Annotated in this window: 16 protein-coding genes and 1 other RNA gene; 7 read left to right on the forward strand and 10 right to left on the reverse strand. The window is 52.0% G+C overall.

Features of this window, described 5'->3' with window-relative positions; translation table 11 throughout:
- Positions 1-379 precede the first annotated feature (379 nt).
- From dapB to grpE, 5 genes are all read right to left on the reverse strand, one after another.
- Positions 380-1,186, reverse strand: coding sequence for a 4-hydroxy-tetrahydrodipicolinate reductase (gene dapB / locus ABYP33_RS12375; RefSeq protein WP_373091289.1), 807 nt, complete (start codon positions 1,184-1,186; stop codon positions 380-382).
- 18 nt (positions 1,187-1,204) lie between these two features.
- On the reverse strand, positions 1,205-2,581 hold the full coding sequence (locus ABYP33_RS12380; RefSeq protein ID WP_373091290.1) for a YihY/virulence factor BrkB family protein: 1,377 nt from the start codon (positions 2,579-2,581) through the stop codon (positions 1,205-1,207).
- A gap of 101 nt (positions 2,582-2,682) precedes the next feature.
- Positions 2,683-3,810 (reverse strand): molecular chaperone DnaJ, encoded by a 1,128-nt coding sequence (gene dnaJ / locus ABYP33_RS12385; RefSeq protein WP_373091291.1) that lies wholly within the window; start codon positions 3,808-3,810, stop codon positions 2,683-2,685.
- A gap of 181 nt (positions 3,811-3,991) precedes the next feature.
- Positions 3,992-5,917, reverse strand: a complete 1,926-nt coding sequence (gene dnaK, locus ABYP33_RS12390; protein ID WP_373091292.1) for a molecular chaperone DnaK — start codon at positions 5,915-5,917, stop codon at positions 3,992-3,994.
- Positions 5,918-6,037: 120 nt separating this feature from the next.
- Positions 6,038-6,634 (reverse strand): nucleotide exchange factor GrpE, encoded by a 597-nt coding sequence (gene grpE / locus ABYP33_RS12395; protein ID WP_373091293.1) that lies wholly within the window; start codon positions 6,632-6,634, stop codon positions 6,038-6,040.
- 192 nt (positions 6,635-6,826) lie between these two features.
- On the opposite strand from grpE, the gene recN reads away from it, so the two are divergent.
- Positions 6,827-8,491 (forward strand): DNA repair protein RecN, encoded by a 1,665-nt coding sequence (recN, locus tag ABYP33_RS12400; protein WP_373091294.1) that lies wholly within the window; start codon positions 6,827-6,829, stop codon positions 8,489-8,491.
- A 125-nt stretch (positions 8,492-8,616) separates the two neighbouring features.
- Here the strand turns inward: recN and fur are convergent, their stop codons facing one another.
- Positions 8,617-9,033: a ferric iron uptake transcriptional regulator gene (gene fur, locus ABYP33_RS12405; protein WP_373091296.1), complete on the reverse strand. Its 417-nt coding sequence runs from the start codon at positions 9,031-9,033 to the stop codon at positions 8,617-8,619.
- A gap of 76 nt (positions 9,034-9,109) precedes the next feature.
- Between fur and ABYP33_RS12410 the strand changes: the two genes are divergently transcribed.
- The gene (locus ABYP33_RS12410) at positions 9,110-9,523 is read left to right on the forward strand and encodes an outer membrane protein assembly factor BamE (RefSeq protein ID WP_373091298.1); all 414 of its coding nucleotides are present in this window, start codon (positions 9,110-9,112) and stop codon (positions 9,521-9,523) included.
- Here the strand turns inward: ABYP33_RS12410 and ABYP33_RS12415 are convergent, their stop codons facing one another.
- The 3 genes from ABYP33_RS12415 to ABYP33_RS12425 are packed head-to-tail and all read right to left on the reverse strand — an operon-like array spanning position 9,524 to position 11,650.
- Positions 9,524-9,838 carry an RnfH family protein gene (locus ABYP33_RS12415; RefSeq protein WP_373091299.1) on the reverse strand — a complete coding sequence of 105 codons (315 nt, stop codon included), beginning with the start codon at positions 9,836-9,838 and terminating at the stop codon, positions 9,524-9,526.
- Positions 9,828-10,262 carry a type II toxin-antitoxin system RatA family toxin gene (locus ABYP33_RS12420; RefSeq protein WP_373091301.1) on the reverse strand — a complete coding sequence of 145 codons (435 nt, stop codon included), beginning with the start codon at positions 10,260-10,262 and terminating at the stop codon, positions 9,828-9,830. Before ABYP33_RS12420 ends, ABYP33_RS12415 begins: the two co-directional genes overlap by 11 nt.
- 17 nt (positions 10,263-10,279) lie before the next feature.
- Positions 10,280-11,650 (reverse strand): sodium-dependent transporter, encoded by a 1,371-nt coding sequence (locus ABYP33_RS12425; protein ID WP_373091302.1) that lies wholly within the window; start codon positions 11,648-11,650, stop codon positions 10,280-10,282.
- 88 nt (positions 11,651-11,738) lie between these two features.
- On the opposite strand from ABYP33_RS12425, the gene smpB reads away from it, so the two are divergent.
- From smpB to ABYP33_RS12440, 3 genes are read left to right on the forward strand one after another with little or no spacing between them, the layout of a single operon-like run.
- Complete coding sequence (gene smpB / locus ABYP33_RS12430; RefSeq protein ID WP_373091304.1) at positions 11,739-12,218, forward strand: SsrA-binding protein SmpB; 480 nt, start codon at positions 11,739-11,741, stop codon at positions 12,216-12,218.
- A 23-nt stretch (positions 12,219-12,241) separates the two neighbouring features.
- Positions 12,242-12,739 (forward strand): histidine phosphatase family protein, encoded by a 498-nt coding sequence (locus ABYP33_RS12435; protein ID WP_373091306.1) that lies wholly within the window; start codon positions 12,242-12,244, stop codon positions 12,737-12,739.
- A gap of 33 nt (positions 12,740-12,772) precedes the next feature.
- A complete protein-coding gene (locus tag ABYP33_RS12440; RefSeq protein WP_373091307.1) occupies positions 12,773-13,396 on the forward strand; it encodes a methyltransferase in 624 nt (207 codons plus the stop codon).
- A gap of 12 nt (positions 13,397-13,408) precedes the next feature.
- Here ABYP33_RS12440 and ppk1 read toward each other — a convergent pair whose 3' ends face one another.
- Positions 13,409-15,517 carry a polyphosphate kinase 1 gene (gene ppk1, locus ABYP33_RS12445; RefSeq protein WP_373091309.1) on the reverse strand — a complete coding sequence of 703 codons (2,109 nt, stop codon included), beginning with the start codon at positions 15,515-15,517 and terminating at the stop codon, positions 13,409-13,411.
- A 158-nt stretch (positions 15,518-15,675) separates the two neighbouring features.
- On the opposite strand from ppk1, the gene ppx reads away from it, so the two are divergent.
- Together ppx and ssrA are read left to right on the forward strand one after the other, a co-directional pair.
- Complete coding sequence (ppx, locus tag ABYP33_RS12450; protein ID WP_373091310.1) at positions 15,676-17,187, forward strand: exopolyphosphatase; 1,512 nt, start codon at positions 15,676-15,678, stop codon at positions 17,185-17,187.
- A gap of 35 nt (positions 17,188-17,222) precedes the next feature.
- Positions 17,223-17,360, forward strand: a transfer-messenger RNA (tmRNA) gene (gene ssrA / locus ABYP33_RS12455); the annotation flags it as partial.

A 17,360-nucleotide genomic window follows, 5' to 3' on the forward strand; every position in this document is an offset into this window, starting at 1 on the left:
CACGACCTCGCCAACCGAATGCCCTTCGGCACCAATAGCGATGCCCCGGAATATGCTGCCGTCTTCGAGGGCAAGTATGGCTGGAACCGTCAAGACTACCTCCTAGATCAAACTTGCGGCCGAGAGTTGCCACCGACATACCCGCCGGAACGACAACCAAAGAACCACAGAGGAAAATACGCGTGCAAAAAAGCGAGATGAAGACGTACTTCACCTCGCTCCTTGCGGGGATACGGAGCTTATTAAGCTCGGCACCCTAATCTGATGCGCGATTTTACGCGAAACCACCCCCGCTCGTCCACCGCAATAAATACCAGCAATAGCGAGCTTAGCGTCATTTCAGGCTAAAATCTGACTTTTAGCGCACAAAGACCACGCCTTATTTAAGACCTAGCACATCCTGCATATCGTAACGGCCTGCCGCTTGCGCGCTCACCCATGCCGCCGCACGCACTGCGCCACGACCAAAAGACATCCGCGAGCTGGCTTTGTGAGTGATTTCAACACGCTCACCCTCAGCAAAGAAGGACACCGTATGATCGCCCACCACATCGCCGCCGCGCACCGTGGCAAAGCCAATGGTCTCGCGCTCGCGGGCGCCAGTTTGACCCTCGCGACCGTATACCGCGACCTTTTCCAAGTCTCGACCCAAGGCATCGGCCACCACATGCCCCATACTCAAGGCCGTGCCAGACGGCGCGTCAACCTTATGGCGGTGGTGCGCTTCTACAATTTCAATATCAACGTCATCACCCAAGACCCGCGCTGCCATATCCAGCAATTTAAAGCACAGATTCACACCGGTACTGAAATTAGACGCCTGGCAAATCGCAATCGGGGCAATAGCCGCTTCAAGCTCGGCTTTTTGCTCAGTATTAAAGCCGGTGGTGCCAATAACCATGGACTTACCGGCGCCACCGCACAAGCGAGCATTCGCCAGAGTAGCCGCTGGCACCGTAAAATCGATCAGCACATCGAAATCGTCGAGCACAGCATTCAAGTCACCCACAAGCGTGACGCCATTTTTGCCTAAGCCCGCCAACTCACCTGCATCGGCGCCAATCAAGGAACTCTCCGGGCGCTCAATCGCCGCTGCCAATACGCAAGCCTCATTGAGGGCGATGGCCTCAATCAGAATCTTCCCCATCCGCCCGGCGGCGCCCGTTACTGCTACCCGTACTGTCATATTCTCACCACACTCAATTTAATTGTTCTTGCCAGCCTCAGCGCCATCAGGCGCCGAACCGTCATCTTCAATTGCCATATCCCGCACACTGGTCGCCGCCAAAGCAGCGTCTAGGGCATCATCAATCGCTTTAGTCACCGCCACCACGCCGTGCACTGGCCTGCGGGGCACACCCAAACCCAGCATTGAGGCATTACCCTCACTGCGCACGGCATCAATAACTTGCTTTAAACTGGTTTTTTCAAGCGGCACATTCGGTAAATAACGGGCAGGCTCTTCACTATTCTCGGTGATTAGACCAGCCTCCTTCAGCGCCCGCAACACCTTAGTCACACCCTGAATCTGAACGCGCAAACGCAACACAAAATCACTGGCCGAAAAGGGTTTACGCAACTTGTAATGACGTTCAGCAATCACCCCCATAATTTGCAGGGCCAAAACCTCTCGCTGCTTAATACTTAAATCACCGCTGCGCCGCGTCGGCGCAACATACTCAGGGTGCTGAACATAAAATGCCACACTGCTGCCCACCAGCAAGATGAGCCAACTGATGTACATCCACATCATAAACAAAATGAGAATGGCAAAGCCCGAATAAATTGCATAAGTCCCGCTACCACTGGCCGACACCACTACGCTGCCAAAGCCCCAGCCTAAACTTTGAAACAAAAAGCCAGACACCACCCCGGCAATCAATCCCGCTCGCACGGTCACGCGAGTGTTAGGAATGAACATATAAAAGAAGCTAAAGGCCGCAATGATCATTAAATAGGGCGCAGCTTCGGTAGCAAAGGTAATCAAATACTGCATGAACGGCAGCTGATGACTAATAGCCTGCACAAAGCTGCCACTCAGCACACTGGCCGACAAGCCAATCGCTGAGAACACCAATAGCGGCCCGATCAGCATCACACTGCCGTAGTCAGCGAAGCGACGCCCAATACTGCGGTGCTGATCTAAACGCCAAATATAATTGAAGGTAGCCTCGACCTTTTGAATGAGCGAAATTGCGGTGTAAAACAATAGCGCCACACCGAAGGTACCAAGCACACCGATTTTAATATTATCGATAAAGCCGATGATTTTGTCGGTAATCTCCACGCCCTGCGCGCCCATCGGCGCCAAAAACTGCAGCATAATCGGCTGCAACTGCTTATTGTGCATACCAAAGGCTTTGAGCACCGAAAAGCTCACCGCCATCATTGGCACCAACGACAGCAAGGTGGTGTACACCAAACTCATGGCCCGCAGGGTTAGCTCGCCCCTGGCAAGATCATCCAGCACCACGTACACATAGCGCAGCAAGTGAATCAATTTTCGGCGCGGCGCAGAATAGTCAGCGACCTTCTCAGACCACAGATAATTGGCAACGAATTGATTAAGGGTCTTATCCATACGTATTTCCGCGGCTTTTATATGCAGCTCAGAATGGAGAAAAACAGAGGGGAAGTCGAGGACCGATTCAGCAAATCAGCCCCCGAGCAAGATTGATGAAATCAGATTTTCATATCATCAAAAAAGGTTTTTACACCGTCAAACCAGCTTTTTGCGCGAGGCGACTGCTTGTCGTCACCCGCAAGACTCGCCTGCAGCTCTTGCAATAGCTCTTTCTGACGCTTGTTTAATGACACCGGTGTTTCAACGGTCACCTTGCAAATTAGATCGCCCGTACTGCCACCGCGCACAGGGGTAATACCCTTGCCACGCAGACGAAAGGATTTTCCGGTTTGCGTCTCTGGCGGTATTTTAAGCTTAACCCGACCCTCTAGCGTCGGCACATCCAATTCGCCACCCAGCGCTGCATCGGCAAAGCTAATTGGCACATCACAGTGGAGGTTTTTGCCATCGCGCTTAAAGATCGCGTGAGGCCGCACCTGCATTTGCACATACAAATCGCCCGCTGGGCCGCCATTAGGACTGGCCTCACCTTCACCGGTCAAGCGAATGCGATCGCCAGTATCAACGCCTGCGGGCACTTTCACGGACAGGGTCTTGGTCTCTTCAACCCGACCCTCGCCACGGCAACTTGTGCATGGATCGGCAATGATAGTGCCTGAACCGCGACAATGAGGACAAGCTTGCTGCACGGCAAAAAAGCCTTGCTGCATACGCACCTGACCAACACCATTACAGGTACTACAGGTGACCGGCTTACTGCCCTTTTTCGCACCACTACCATCACAGGGCTTACACGCAACCAGCGTTGGGATGCGAATCTTGGCCGTGGAACCGTGTACCGCCTGCTCCAGATCAATATCGAGGGTATAGCGCAAGTCAGAGCCGCGCTGCGGACCGCGCTGACGACCACCGCCACCACCGCCAAAAATATCGCCAAACACATCACCAAAGATATCGCTAAAACCGCCAGCGCCACCTCCGCCACCGAAACCGCCACCCGCATTAACGCCTTCATGGCCGAAACGATCATAGGCCTCACGCTTTTCCTCGCTAGACAACACTTCGTAAGCCTCAGTGGCCTCCTTGAAGATATCGTCCGCCTTGGGATCTTCGGGGTTACGGTCGGGGTGATTTTTCATCGCGATACGACGATAGGCTTTTTTAATATCCTTGCTGTCTGCGTCGCGGGACACGCCCAGAATTTCGTAATAATCTCGTTTTGACATAGCTTCGCTTCACGCTAAACGGGAGGCAGGAGACGCTTTTTAACGTGTCACCCACTACCCCTATAAATGATTCTACCCCTCATGCCAAACGGGAGATCGCAAAACACGCTGACCTTGGCCTTTGCGTCTTCCGTCTCCCGTCCAGCGTTACACTCAAGCGAGGCACCGCCTCGCGTCGAGCTTACTTCTTGTCGTCGTCTTTTACTTCTTCAAACTCAGCATCGACTACGTCATCTGCGCCACCCGCTTGAGCGGACTCGGCGCCGCCTTCCGCTTGCGCCTGCGCAGCTTGCTCGGCATACATTTTTTCTGCCAAGCCACCAGACGCCTCAGTCAGTTTCTTGGTAGCCGCTTCAATCACCTCAACATCATCGCTCTTAAGCGCTTCGTCAACTTCAGTCAGCGCCGCTTCGATAGCCGCTTTTTCCTCATCAGAAGCCTTATCACCAGCTTCTTCCAAGGTTTTGCGAGTCGCATTCGCCATGCCTTCAGCCGTGTTGCGCGCTACAACCAGCGCCTCGAACTTTTTGTCAGCTTCAGCATTTGCTTCAGCGTCGCGCACCATTTGCTCGATCTCTTCATCGCTTAAACCACTTGAGGCCGTGATGCGAATAGACTGCTCTTTACCAGTTGCCTTGTCTTTAGCAGATACATGCAAAATACCGTTGGCATCGATATCAAAAGTTACTTCGATTTGCGGCAAACCACGTGGCGCAGGTGGAATGTCGGTCAAGTCGAAACGACCCAGCGATTTGTTGGCGCTGGCTTGCTTACGCTCACCCTGCACAACGTGAATCGTTACAGCAGACTGATTATCCTCTGCGGTTGAGAACACCTGTGATTTCTTAGTGGGAATCGTGGTGTTTTTCTCAATCAGGTGCGTCGCCACGCCACCCATGGTTTCAATACCCAGGCTCAGCGGAGTAACGTCAAGCAGAAGCACATCCTTCACCTCGCCAGACAGTACCGCGCCTTGCAGGGCAGCGCCCATGGCAACCGCTTCGTCAGGGTTTACATCGCGACGCGCTTCTTTGCCAAAAAACTCAGTGACCTTGGCTTGCACCAAAGGCATGCGAGTCTGACCACCAACCAAAATAATTTCGTCAATTTCAGATGCAGACAAACCAGCATCTTTCAGAGCCACTTTCATTGGCTCAAGTGAACGGGCAACCAAATCGCCAACCAGTGATTCCAGCTTAGCGCGACTCAACTTCACAACCAAGTGCTTAGGACCAGTCGCATCGGCAGTGATGTAGGGCAGATTGATTTCAGTCTGCTGACTAGAAGACAGCTCGATTTTGGCCTTTTCTGCGGCTTCTTTCAGACGCTGCACAGCCAGTGAATCACCCTTCAGATCAATACTGTTTTCTTTCTTGAACTCTTCCGCCAAATAATCGATCAGGCGCATATCGAAATCTTCACCACCTAAAAAGGTGTCGCCGTTAGTCGACAGCACTTCAAACTGATGCTCACCATCGACTTCAGCAATTTCAATAATCGAAATATCAAAGGTACCACCACCCAAGTCGTATACCGCAATGGTGCGATCACCTTTAGACTTGTCCATACCGTAGGCCAATGCCGCTGCAGTAGGCTCGTTAATAATACGCTTTACATCCAGACCGGCAATACGACCAGCGTCTTTAGTTGCCTGACGCTGAGAGTCATTAAAATAAGCCGGTACAGTGATCACCGCTTCGGTAACTTTCTCACCCAAGTAGTCTTCAGCGGTCTTCTTCATTTTCTTAAGAATTTCCGCAGAAACCTGCGGTGGCGCCATTTTCTCGCCTTTCACTTCTACCCACGCGTCGCCGTTATCGGCTTTGCAGATATTGTAGGGCACCATCTTAATGTCTTTTTGAACCACGTCATCTTCAAAGCGACGACCGATCAAGCGTTTCACCGCATACAGGGTGTTATGCGGATTGGTAACGGCCTGACGCTTAGCGCTCTGACCAACCAGAATCTCTTTGTCTTCAGTGTAAGCAACAATCGAAGGAGTGGTGCGTGTACCTTCTGCATTCTCGATAACCTTAACCTTGTCGCCATCCATAACAGCAACACAAGAGTTAGTGGTACCCAAATCTATACCGATTATTTTACCCATGTTAAATCTCCGATTTACCTAGTCGCCACTTTTGGCGAACACTATGTCTTGTTGTCAGATATTGGCCCTTATCCGCACTTTTCAAGGGGGCATAGACCATTTTTTACACAATTTTAAAAATTATTCCGGGGCTTTAGCGACCACCACCATGGCTGGACGCAATAAGCGACCATTCAAAGTGAAACCCTTCTGCATTACATCCATCACTGAATTTGGCTCAACATCGGGGTTTGGCACCATCGCCATGGCCTGATGAAACTCAGGATTAAAGGGCTCACCCACCGGATTGAGCTGCACCACATTGTGACGAGCCAAGGCGTCGAGCATCGACTTATGCGTCAACTCCACCCCTTCGATCATCGGCTTTAAAGACTCATTATCCCTGTCAGCGGATGCCAAGGCACGGTCAAGGTTATCGGCTACCACCAGCATATCGCCAGCAAACTTCTCCAAGGCAAACTTACGGGCGTTTTCCGCATCTTTCTCGGCACGGCGGCGGATATTCTGAGCATCAGCAACCGCCCGCAGCGCCTGCTCTTTAGCTTCAGCGGCAGCCTGCTTAGCCTCGTCCAGCTGCACTTCAAGGCTCTTTTCTTCAACCGGCGCGGACGCCTGCTCAGCCTCAGCTCCATCAAGCGCATCTTGAATCTCGCCAACAATCGCTTCTACTTGAGCATCCTCATCTTGCGATGCTGATTTATCCTGATCTTCTGCCACGTAAACAGTCTCCTACACGCCTATACACTTGCGGCAGCATGGCCGCGCTGACTGGGATATGGGGCTGCAGCAAACTATTTCAAGGCAGGCGCAAAAAAAATCAGCACCTTAATTTACCAACACTTGCTCAGCCACAGCAATTTACTGTATAAATATACAGACAATTTCCCACATCCACCGTGAGAGAGCATTATGCTGAGCCACCTTCATATCAGCAATTACGCCATAACCGAAAGCCTCGACATTGAACTGCACCCCGGCATGACCGTACTCACCGGCGAAACTGGCGCAGGCAAATCCATTATGCTCGACGCCTTAGGCCTCGCCCTGGGCGACCGCGCTGACCCGGGCATTGTCCGCCCCGGCGCAGACCGCACCGACATTCACGCGCTATTTGAAATCAGCCAAATCCCGGCCGCCGCCGCTTGGCTAACAGCCCACGATTTCGATAGTGACAACGAATGCCTGCTGCGACGCGTGATCACCAGCGAGGGTCGCTCCCGCGCCTACATCAATGGTCAACCTGTCACCCTGCAAGATGTCCGCGAATTCGGCAGCTTATTAATAGATATCCACAGCCAGCACGCCCACCAATCACTATTACAAAAGCCTTATCAGCGCGAATTGCTCGACGCCTTTGCGGGCACCACTGCGCTCGCCCAACAGGTTAGCGAGCACTGCACCAACTACCAGCGCAGCAGCAAGACACTTACCACACTTGAAAGCAACGTAGCGGAACAAAACGCCCAAGAACAATTACTTCGCTACCAACTAGAAGAATTGAACCGGCTCAACCTTCAGCCCAATGAGCTAGAAGAACTCGAAAACCAGCAAAAGCAGCTGGCCAATGCCGAGCAGATTCTCGCTGCCAATCACCACAGCTTACAGCTATGCCGCGAGGGCGAGGTCAATGCCATGGGCATACTCCATCAAGCCCTGTCCTCACTAAATAGCAGCCAGCACCGCTGCGCCGCCCAAGAAAATGCTGCCCAATTAATGGAGAGCGCCCGCATTCAAATTGAAGAGGCCGCGCGCGAGCTGCAAAATGTCATCGACAGTGTCGAGCTAGACCCTGATCGCCTAGCAGAAACCGAGAGCCGTCTCGACGCCATTTACCAAACTGCACGCAAACACCACCTACAAGCCAGCGAACTCCCAGCCCTGCACGCATCACTAGCAGAGCAACTCGAAGGCCTGAATGCCAGCGACGAAAAGCTAGAACAGCTCCGCGCCGAGCAACAAGAATCATTAAAAACCTACAATGACAAAGCCGCCAAGCTGAGCGACAAGCGCCGCAAAGCCGCCGCCACCATGAAAAAACGGGTAGAAGAACAGCTGCGCGCCCTGAGCATGAAACACTGCGAAGTCGACTTTGCCCTGCACGCACTTAGCGACGAACCCCACAGCGGCGGCCGAGAGGAGGTTGAAATCCTCATTAGCACCAACCCAGCCGCAGCCAAAGGCCCATTAAACAAAATCGCCTCAGGTGGTGAGCTATCGCGGATCAGCCTCGCTATACAAGTGGTCACCGCCCAAGTTGCCGCAATACCCACCATTGTCTTTGACGAAGTCGACGTGGGCATTGGTGGCGCCACCGCCGAAATCGTTGGCAAACTGCTAAAAGAACTCGGCCAACGCAGCCAAGTACTCTGCGTCACCCACCAACCCCAAGTGGCCAGCCAAGGCGACCACCACATCCTCGTGCAAAAAGTAGGTAACAAGAAACATCTCCGCACCGAGCTAGAGCCGCTCAAAGACGAACAGAAAATTGACGAGATTGCACGGATGTTAGGCGGTATCGCGATTACCGAGAATACCTTGGCACATGCGCGGGAGATGCTGGGGGTAAGGCATTAACTGGTTCGTCGGATGTCGAGCGTCTGACGTCGGATGCTAAATACTCGCACCGGCAAGCGTGACGAAAGTTGCTTGAGGTTAAGGCTTTTAGCCTTTTCGTCAGACCTCAGACACCCGACGTCCGACTAGCCTTTCTTCGGCTTCACATACAAAACCAAGCTATGATCAACCAGCTCATAGCCGCGCTCGGCCACCAGTTGACGCTGACGTGTTTCAATGACGTCGTCGCAAAATTCAATGACCTCGCCCGTTTCAAGGCACACGATATGATCGTGATGATCGCCTTTTTCAAGCTCAAAAACCGAGTGGCCTGCTTCAAAATTGTGCCGGACCACCAAGCCCGCAGCTTCAAACTGGGTGAGTACACGGTAAACTGTTGCTAAACCTACATCCTCGCCAGACTCCATCAGCGCGCGATAGACGTCTTCTGCACTGAAATGCTGATTGTCGCTCTCAGCCTGTTCCAGTAACTGCAAAATTTTGACACGAGGCAAGGTAACTTTGAGCCCTGCTTTGCGGAGCTCTTTATTTTCTATAGACATGCGCCTTGGACCTTAGCGTTGCGGTGGGTATTGCGTTATTATCCCACGCCTCTGTAAGCGATTGGAACCCTTTAGCATGTATAGACGATTTGCCACAACATGCCTGCTTGTATTACTGGCAGCATGTAGCTCTCTGGAATTCCCCGGTGTTTACCGCCTACCTATTGATCAGGGCAATATCATTACCCCGGAAATGGTCGATCAGCTTAAAGTCGGCATGAGTCGCAGCCAAGTTGAATACATAATGGGAACGCCGATGGTGCGCGACACCTTTAGCCCCAACCGCTGGGACTACATCTACACGCTAAACAAACCTGACGAACCCAAAGAACGCCACCAGTTAACCGTCTACTTTGACGGCGACACTCTGGTGAATTTCACCACTGACGTCAAACCAAGCGACGTTAAGCCCCAAGAAACAGAACCTGCGCCAAGTGGCGGCAACACCGCAACTAACCCCGCTACCGTGCCAGCACCGGCTGCTGAATAATTATCCAGCGGCCTTGCGGGCCTTTACTTTGGCGGCCCGCTGCTTGCGCACTTCTTTGGGATCAACAATTAACGGTCGGTAAATTTCTACCCGATCACCATTTTTCAATTGCTGCTCCTCGGGTTTGCTCACACCTTTACCAAACACCCCCAAATCGACACTGCTCAAATCCAGCTCAACAAACTGCTTATCCAGCCCCGACTGCATTGCCGCCGCCCTAACCGTGGTGCCCGCAGGCAATTCTAGGGCCACAATGCGCTGCTTGTCTGGTAACGCATAAGCCACCTCGACATGAATCGTTTTATTATTTTCCATACTGGGCATTTGCTCGCTTCACTAGGGCATCCACTAAATTATTGGCCACCGAATTAAATAATTGCTTGGTTGCCGCCCCAACCAAACTGTTTGCCAAGACAAAATGCAAGTGCAAACTTACCTTGCAAGCCCCGTCGCCCAAGGCGAGAAGTGTCCACTCCCCGCGCAAGTCATCAAAGGGGCCATCGACCAATTTCAAGCTAACACTACGGTTATGCTTTAATTGGTTACGTGTAATGAAGCTCAATTTTATACCCGCTTTCGCCAAATCTAAACGGGCTTCCATAAGGTCTTCACGACGGATGAGCACTTCTGCACCCACACAGCCATCCATATACTGAGGGTAGGCCTCAACATCGTTAATGAGCTGGTAAATGATGCCTGAGGAATAAGGCAATAGCGCACTGCGCCGAATTTCGGTCATTCTACTTTCCAATAATGTTACGCAGTCACTCGCAAATAGAGCCCCACCACGAGCACCAGCAATATTGCAGGGGGCGCAATATACCGCAACAGGGCCTGCCAAATCCAAAAAAACAGCCCTTCAAACCAGCCTTCTCGCACGCCGTAAACAAGCTTTGGCACCCGCCACGCGGCAAACAGCACAAAACACCAAGCCGACAGCGGCAGCAAAACATTAGCCGACACGATGTCTACCCACTCCATAAAACTGCGCGATAACCAGCGTAGCTCACTGAATGGCGCCAACGAGGAAATGGCTAAATCGCCGCAGATTAAAATCAGGCTCCCCGCAGTCAGCGCTGCCAGAGGTCGCCAAAAGGCCCAGCGCTCAACCAAATACGCCACGGTCGGCTCCATTAGCGCCACCACCGTCGTCAGCGACAAAATACCCAGCAGCAGAAAAAACGCGGTGCCCGCTATATCGCCAAACACCAAATTACCAAAACTAAACGGCAAGCTAATAAAGAGCAGCGCAGGGCCGCTTCCCGGCACAATATGCTGATCGAACACCAAGGCCAAGATTGCCAAACCGGCCAAAACCAATACCCCGGCATCAATAATAACCAGGACAAACAGCTGCCGAGTAATCGATCGCCCCGAGGGGAAATACGCGCCGTAAGCCATCAGCGCGCCAGTGCCAATACACAATGTATAAAAAGCATGCTGCAAAGCAAAAAAGCCGCCACGCCAGCTTAAATCATCCATTCGCAGGGTGAACACCCACTTCACCGCAGACGCAAAATCACCCAGCGCATAGCTGTAATACACAATACTCAATAGCGCCAATAGCAAGACCGGTAACAACACCCGCAACAGCCCCGCCATGCCACGCACCACATTCATCGCCGACAGTGCTATCGCCAGCAACACAAACAATCGCTGCCAAAAGCGCATAACATCCGGCGCGGCTAATAAATCGGTAAACTGCCCTGCCACTACATCTAAGCTAGCGCCATCCATCACGCCGGTGGCCATTTTGCCGACATAAATCGATAACCACGCCGACACCACCGCGCCATTGGCCGCCAACAACAATGCCGTGACGCTGGCCATCTGCGTCACCAAAGACCAATACTTACTCGCCTTGGCATAATGTGCCAGCTGATCCACGGCGTGAATTGGATTACCTCGCGCCCGCACCGCAATACGCACCTCGGCCACCGCTATCGGCAACATCACCAACAGCACACAAGCCAAGTAAATAATCAGAAACGCCCCGCCACCGTTGTGCCCTAGCTCTTGCGGCGTACGCCAAAAATTGCCTAAACTGACCACCAAACCGGTGGCAGCAGCCAGAAATGTCCAGCGGCTAGACCAGATACCCTGTATTTTTCGTTTCTTTAAGGCCATATGCCGTCAACATCAATTTTTGCAAAGCAGCGGTCTTTTTACCTGACCCCAATAGGTTTTGCCAGCAACTCCCTCTATAATCGCCACCATGAGTAAAAACAAAAGCAAAAGCCCTAGCGGTACGATCGCCTTAAACAAAAAGTCGCGGCACGACTACACCCTTACCGACAAGTTTGAAGCTGGCCTGGTATTACAGGGTTGGGAAGTTAAAAGCCTGCGACAAGGTAAGATTCAGATCGTCGACACCTACGTAATCCTCAAAGATGGCGAGGCATTTCTGCTTGGCGGCAATATAACGCCACTGCCCAGCGCGTCTACGCATTTCGTCACCGACCCAATTCGTACCCGCAAGCTCTTGCTTCACAGCAAAGAACTGCGCAAACTGGAAGAAGCTGTCCAGAAAAAAGGCTATACCTGCGTATGCACGGCCTTATATTGGAAAAAGCACATGATCAAAGCCGAGATTGCTTTGGCCAAGGGTAAGCAAGACCACGACAAGCGCGAAACCGAAAAAAACCGCGATTGGGAACGTCAAAAAATGCGTATTGTGCGCAACCATAACACCTGACCCGAGCTAGCTAGCCAACGCCAATGAAAACTCTTTACCTGTTACGTCATGCCAAATCCGGTTGGGATGACGACCAGCTTAGTGATGCTGAGCGCCCCATTACCAAACGCGGCAAGCGCGATTGCCAACTGATTGCCAATGAAATCCAGCGTCGCGAACACCTCTTCAAATACGTTTACTGCAGCACCGCAAAGCGCGCTCAGGAAACCCTCAAACGTTTTCAAGCCGACGCCAGCGTATTTGACGACGCCACCATTACTTTCGACGAAGCGCTTTACACCTTCGAAGCACCTAAATTGCTCGCGTGGATAAAAGAACTGCCGCAAGCGCAAAACCACGCCGTGATTATTGGTCACAACCCTGCGCTAGCTGATCTCGCCAATTATTTATACGACGGCAAAATCAGTCACGTTGGCACCTGTAGCTTTATGGAGCTGGAAATTAATATTGAGTACTGGGATCAACTCCCTGCCGACAGCGCCAAACTCATCGAGATTATCCGCCCAAAACAATTCCGCTAACTCGACCAATCAAGTATAGGATGCAACTCAGCAATGGCCGATAACCCGGTTTTAAAAGACATTAGTATTGTTAACGACGTTCTTATTCTCAAAAAGCGCCACAAACTAATCCGCAAAATGCAGCGCAACCTGCCTGGGCCAGAAATACACGGCTACCAAGTGTGGGGTTCCTCATTTCTTATCATGGATTACCTGCTCGAAAACCCACCTAAAAAACGCAGCAAGATGACCGAAATTGGCTGTGGCTGGGGTATTCTCGGTATATCCTGCGCCCAACACTTCAAGGCCAAGGTCACCGCCATTGACGCCGACGAGCACGTATTTCCGTATCTTGAGGCCCACGCCTTACTCAACGACGTCAAAATCAAAACCCGCACCGCCCGCTACGAACACCTAAAAATCGAAGACCTGCAAGGCCACAGCCTAATGCTAGGCGGCGACATTTGCTTTTGGGATACTCTGGTTAAGCCCTTGTTTTCGGCCATTAATGCGGCGCGCGACGCCGGCGTTGGCAAAATCATAATCGCCGACCCCGGTCGCCCACCCTTTCACAAGCTGGCTAAGCGCTGCCAAAAAGCGTTTGACGCAGAACTGATTAGCCGCCAAATACGCAGCCCTAAAAAAATCAGCGGCGAGCTACTGATTATTTCGCAATAGCGACTAGCCGCCTTATTTTTTGTGTTTCTTCTTCGGCTTGCTTACCCGAGGCCGGTAGTCCAACTTCGCCAAACGCGGCAGCTTTCCGGTGCTGAGAAACTTATGGGTTTGGCCTTGGGAGCGAATTTTACCGCCGCTCTTTTTCCGCGCCCGAAAACCATTGCTCTGAGACGCGTCAATAATCCGCGCTTTCACATTGTCGGCCCACTGCAAATCGATAATCGACTGCAACATTTTTTGCAGGGGCTGACTGTAAATAGGGCAGGTTACCTCTACCCGAAAATCAATATTGCGCGTCATTAAATCGGCCGAGGAAATTAAGTAGCGGGGCTCGCCAGCATTCCGAAAAATATACACCCGAGGATGCTCTAAAAAGCCATCAACAATGCTAATCGCTTCAATATTTTCACTTAAACCGGCCAAGCCCGGCACCAGCGAACACATACCACGCACAATTAAACGCACCGGCACACCTGCCGCACTGGCTTCGTACAGTAAATCAATAAACTCGCGGTCGACCAGATTATTGCACTTAAGCGTGATACCACACTCATCACCCTTCTTAGCATTTTGTATTTCTGCTTTAACCAAGGCCAATAAGCGCTCGCGACTATTGAGTGGCGACACCCCTAAGTGATGAAACTCGTGGCGCTTGTAATTGTAAGCAATAAAGTCGAAAACCTTAGCCACTTCGTCGCCAATGGCTTGATCGTAGGTCAGCAAACTAAAATCGGTGTACACCGTGGCCGTCTTTTCATTGAAATTACCCGTGCCGACATGGGTGTAAAAGCGTTGCACACTGCCTTCTTGGCGCACAATCGAAATCAATTTACTGTGCACCTTTAAGCCCGGCACCCCCAAAATAACGTTTACACCGCCGTCAGTTAAGCGCTGCGACAAGGCGATATTCGCCTCTTCGTCGAAACGCGCCTGCAACTCAACTACCACGGTGACGTCTTTGTGATTTGCCACCGCATTAAGCAGCGCATCCACCACATGAGAATTCGACGCCACCCGGTACAAGCTCGCTTTAATACTTTTAACCGCCGGATCAATGGCGGCGGTTTTAAGCAAATCGGTCAGGTAATTAAAACTGTGGTAAGGGTAGTACAGCAAAATATCCTGCTCGCGCAGACAGCTTAAAATATTGGCGGCCTGATCAATCACCGGCACCGGAATTGTCGGCAGCGGCTTGGCATCTAAATACGCCGGACCCAAGTTCGGGAAGCGCATAAAGTCTTTGGAGTTGTGGTAGCGACCACCGGGAATCATCGAGTCTAATTTACCCAAGCCCATGCGTTTGACCAAATAATCTAACAAATCATTGGGCATCGCCGCATCGTAAACAAAGCGCACTGGGTCGCCTTTTTTCCGGCGTTTGAGGCTCTGGGTCATCTTCTCTACAAAGGTGTGAGTAACCTCTTCACTCAGCTCCAACTCCGCGTCGCGGGTTAGCTTAATGGTGTAGGCATCGGCCGTCTCCAGCGGAAAAATCCCCCTAAACACCTCGGGCAAACACACCCGAATCATATTCTCGAGCGCTATTAACACCTTTCCGCGCTTACCCTTACGACCGGGAATCCGAATAAAACGATCTAGCCGCGAGGTAGGAATTTCTAACAGTGCAAAGCGAGTCTGCGACTCATAGCCCAAACGAATAGCAAGATAGATAGACGACTCATTCAACTCAGGAATAGGATTGGCATCATCAAGAATAATAGGAATGAGCTCTTGCTGAATATGCGAGTGAAAATACGAGCGCACATAATTTGTTTGCGCCTCGTCTAACTGCTTTTCATTAATAAGGTAAATTTTACGACGGCGCAGCTCTTTTAAATTTTCCCGATACACCACATCAAAGCGCTGCTGCAATTTCAGTACTTTCTGACGTATCTCTTCCAACAGCGCTTTATACTCATCTTGCTTAGACGCGACGGAGAACGCCGCCAAACGCCGCACATCCGCCACCCGCACCCGGAAAAACTCATCTAAATTATTCGAGAAAATACCCAAATAGCGAATACGCTGAATAATTGGCACCGAGGGGTCGGCAGCCTCCTGCAATACCCGCTCATTAAATGACAACCAGCTCAATTCTTTGGCAACCCACGTACTGTCCACGTCCTGCCTACCTCTCTGTTAATCCCTTTAATTAATGTAACAAAAAAAATACACGCTAGTGTAACCACCGCCCAGGTCATTTTTATGACAACAGCCGAGAGTCGATTTTACGCCCCCCAGCCGATACACTGTGCAGCCAACAGGGAATTCATACTACCATGGCTCAAAACAGCGACTCTTACGCGGCACTCGACCTCGGTTCTAATAGCTTTCACCTACTTATTGCCAGCTTTAGTGACAACAAAATTCGCGTCATCGACCGCCATAAAGACATGGTTAGATTAGCCGCAGGTCTCGACGACGACGGCCGCCTCAGCGACGATGCCCAAGACCGTGCCCTCGACAGCCTTGCCAAAATGGCCGACCGCCTGCGCGGCGTGCCTCGGCGCCAAATACGCGTAGTGGGCACTAACACGCTGCGCGCCGCCAGCAACGCCGCTGAATTTATGACCAAAGCCGAAGCGGTACTCGGGCTGCCCATCAATATTATCTCGGGCACCGAAGAGGCCCGTCTCGTCTACTTAGGCGTGGCCAACGATTTTGCTCCAGAACAAAAGCACCGCCTTGTTATCGACATCGGCGGCGGTTCAACCGAACTGGTGGTGGGCAATAACACCCCCCGCCAACTCGAAAGCCTGCCCATGGGCTGTGTCAGTTTCAGTATGCGTTACTTCAAAAATGGCGACATTAACGAGAAGTCCTTTAAAAAGGCCGTAAATGCCGCCAGACAAATGATCGGCCCCTATGTAGAACCCTTTCGTGGCCACTGGCAAGAAGTCGTCGGCTCTTCTGGCACCATTCGCAGCATTGGCAAAATTCTCGCCGAGCAAGAACTCAGCGAAGCCGGCTATATTTCTGCCGACGGCCTAGAAAAACTCAAAAACCAAGTACTGAACGCAGGCAATAGTCGCGACCTGAATATAAAAGGCCTCAGCGAAGATCGCCGCGACGTCTTTGTGGGGGGCTTCGCCGTACTCTACGCCCTATTCGAAGAACTCGGCATGGATGGCTTACACGTCTCCGCCTATGCCATTCGCGAGGGTATTGTGCACGACCTTGCTGGCCGCCTTCACCATCGCGACAAGCGCGAAGACACCATTAAGCAACTCATTAGCCAATACAGCATTGACGACGCCCAGGGCAATCGCATTGCCGAACTCTGCGCGCGCTGGCTACCCGCCGTGGCCGACCACATCACCACCCCCGACACCGAAGCAGGCCCCCTGCTGCGCTGGGCCGCCCAGCTCCACGAACTCGGCCTCGCCATTGCCCACGGCAGCTACCACAAACACGGCGCCTATATACTCGGCAACGCCGACATGCCCGGATTTTCTCGGCAAGAACAAGCCCGCCTCAGCTTTTTGGTGGCCAACCACCGCCGCAAACCCAAACCGGTAGGCAACCCCAGCTACGGTGTAAGCGCCGACTGGCCACTGGTTTGCGTGCTGCGCTTAGCCTGCATTTTTTATCGCCGCAGGCAGGCCAAGCAACTCCCCGCCAACATCACCTTACGCAGCAAAGACGCCAACAAACTCTGCATAAACATCCCAGAAGACTGGCTGCTCGCCAACCCCCTCATTGCCGCCGATTTAGACGACGAAGCCGAACTGCTCAACAAAAGCTTAGACATCAAACTCAGCATCCAGCAAAACCACAGTGAACAATCCTAGCCGGACACAGTCCAAAAGAGTACAATCACCGATCTGGGGCCGATTTGGATTCGACGCCGGTTACAAAACTTCTGGTGCATGCCGTGATGACAGCCAATCACGTTAATCCAAAGCTGTAAACCTAATAGTTGCCAACGACGACAACTACGCTCTAGCCGCTTAAACCCCGGTTA

Source organism: Zhongshania sp. (genome assembly GCF_041584495.1).
In the GTDB taxonomy this organism is placed as follows: Bacteria; Pseudomonadota; Gammaproteobacteria; order Pseudomonadales; family Spongiibacteraceae; genus Spongiibacter.

Excerpts from the sequence above, each read along its gene's own strand:
- smpB (WP_373091304.1), top strand. The coding sequence starts at position 11,739 with ATGAGTAAAAACAAAAGCAAAAGCCCTAGCGGTACGATCGCCTTAAAC.
- ABYP33_RS12420 (WP_373091301.1), bottom strand. The coding sequence starts at position 10,262 with ATGACCGAAATTCGGCGCAGTGCGCTATTGCCTTATTCCTCAGGCATC.
- dnaJ (WP_373091291.1), bottom strand. The coding sequence starts at position 3,810 with ATGTCAAAACGAGATTATTACGAAATTCTGGGCGTGTCCCGCGACGCA.
- dnaK (WP_373091292.1), bottom strand. The coding sequence starts at position 5,917 with ATGGGTAAAATAATCGGTATAGATTTGGGTACCACTAACTCTTGTGTT.
- ppx (WP_373091310.1), top strand. The coding sequence starts at position 15,676 with ATGGCTCAAAACAGCGACTCTTACGCGGCACTCGACCTCGGTTCTAAT.
- ABYP33_RS12440 (WP_373091307.1), top strand. The coding sequence starts at position 12,773 with ATGGCCGATAACCCGGTTTTAAAAGACATTAGTATTGTTAACGACGTT.
- dapB (WP_373091289.1), bottom strand. The coding sequence starts at position 1,186 with ATGACAGTACGGGTAGCAGTAACGGGCGCCGCCGGGCGGATGGGGAAG.
- ABYP33_RS12415 (WP_373091299.1), bottom strand. The coding sequence starts at position 9,838 with ATGGAAAATAATAAAACGATTCATGTCGAGGTGGCTTATGCGTTACCA.
- ABYP33_RS12435 (WP_373091306.1), top strand. The coding sequence starts at position 12,242 with ATGAAAACTCTTTACCTGTTACGTCATGCCAAATCCGGTTGGGATGAC.
- ABYP33_RS12380 (WP_373091290.1), bottom strand. The coding sequence starts at position 2,581 with ATGGATAAGACCCTTAATCAATTCGTTGCCAATTATCTGTGGTCTGAG.
- ABYP33_RS12410 (WP_373091298.1), top strand. The coding sequence starts at position 9,110 with ATGTATAGACGATTTGCCACAACATGCCTGCTTGTATTACTGGCAGCA.
- fur (WP_373091296.1), bottom strand. The coding sequence starts at position 9,033 with ATGTCTATAGAAAATAAAGAGCTCCGCAAAGCAGGGCTCAAAGTTACC.
- recN (WP_373091294.1), top strand. The coding sequence starts at position 6,827 with ATGCTGAGCCACCTTCATATCAGCAATTACGCCATAACCGAAAGCCTC.
- ABYP33_RS12425 (WP_373091302.1), bottom strand. The coding sequence starts at position 11,650 with ATGGCCTTAAAGAAACGAAAAATACAGGGTATCTGGTCTAGCCGCTGG.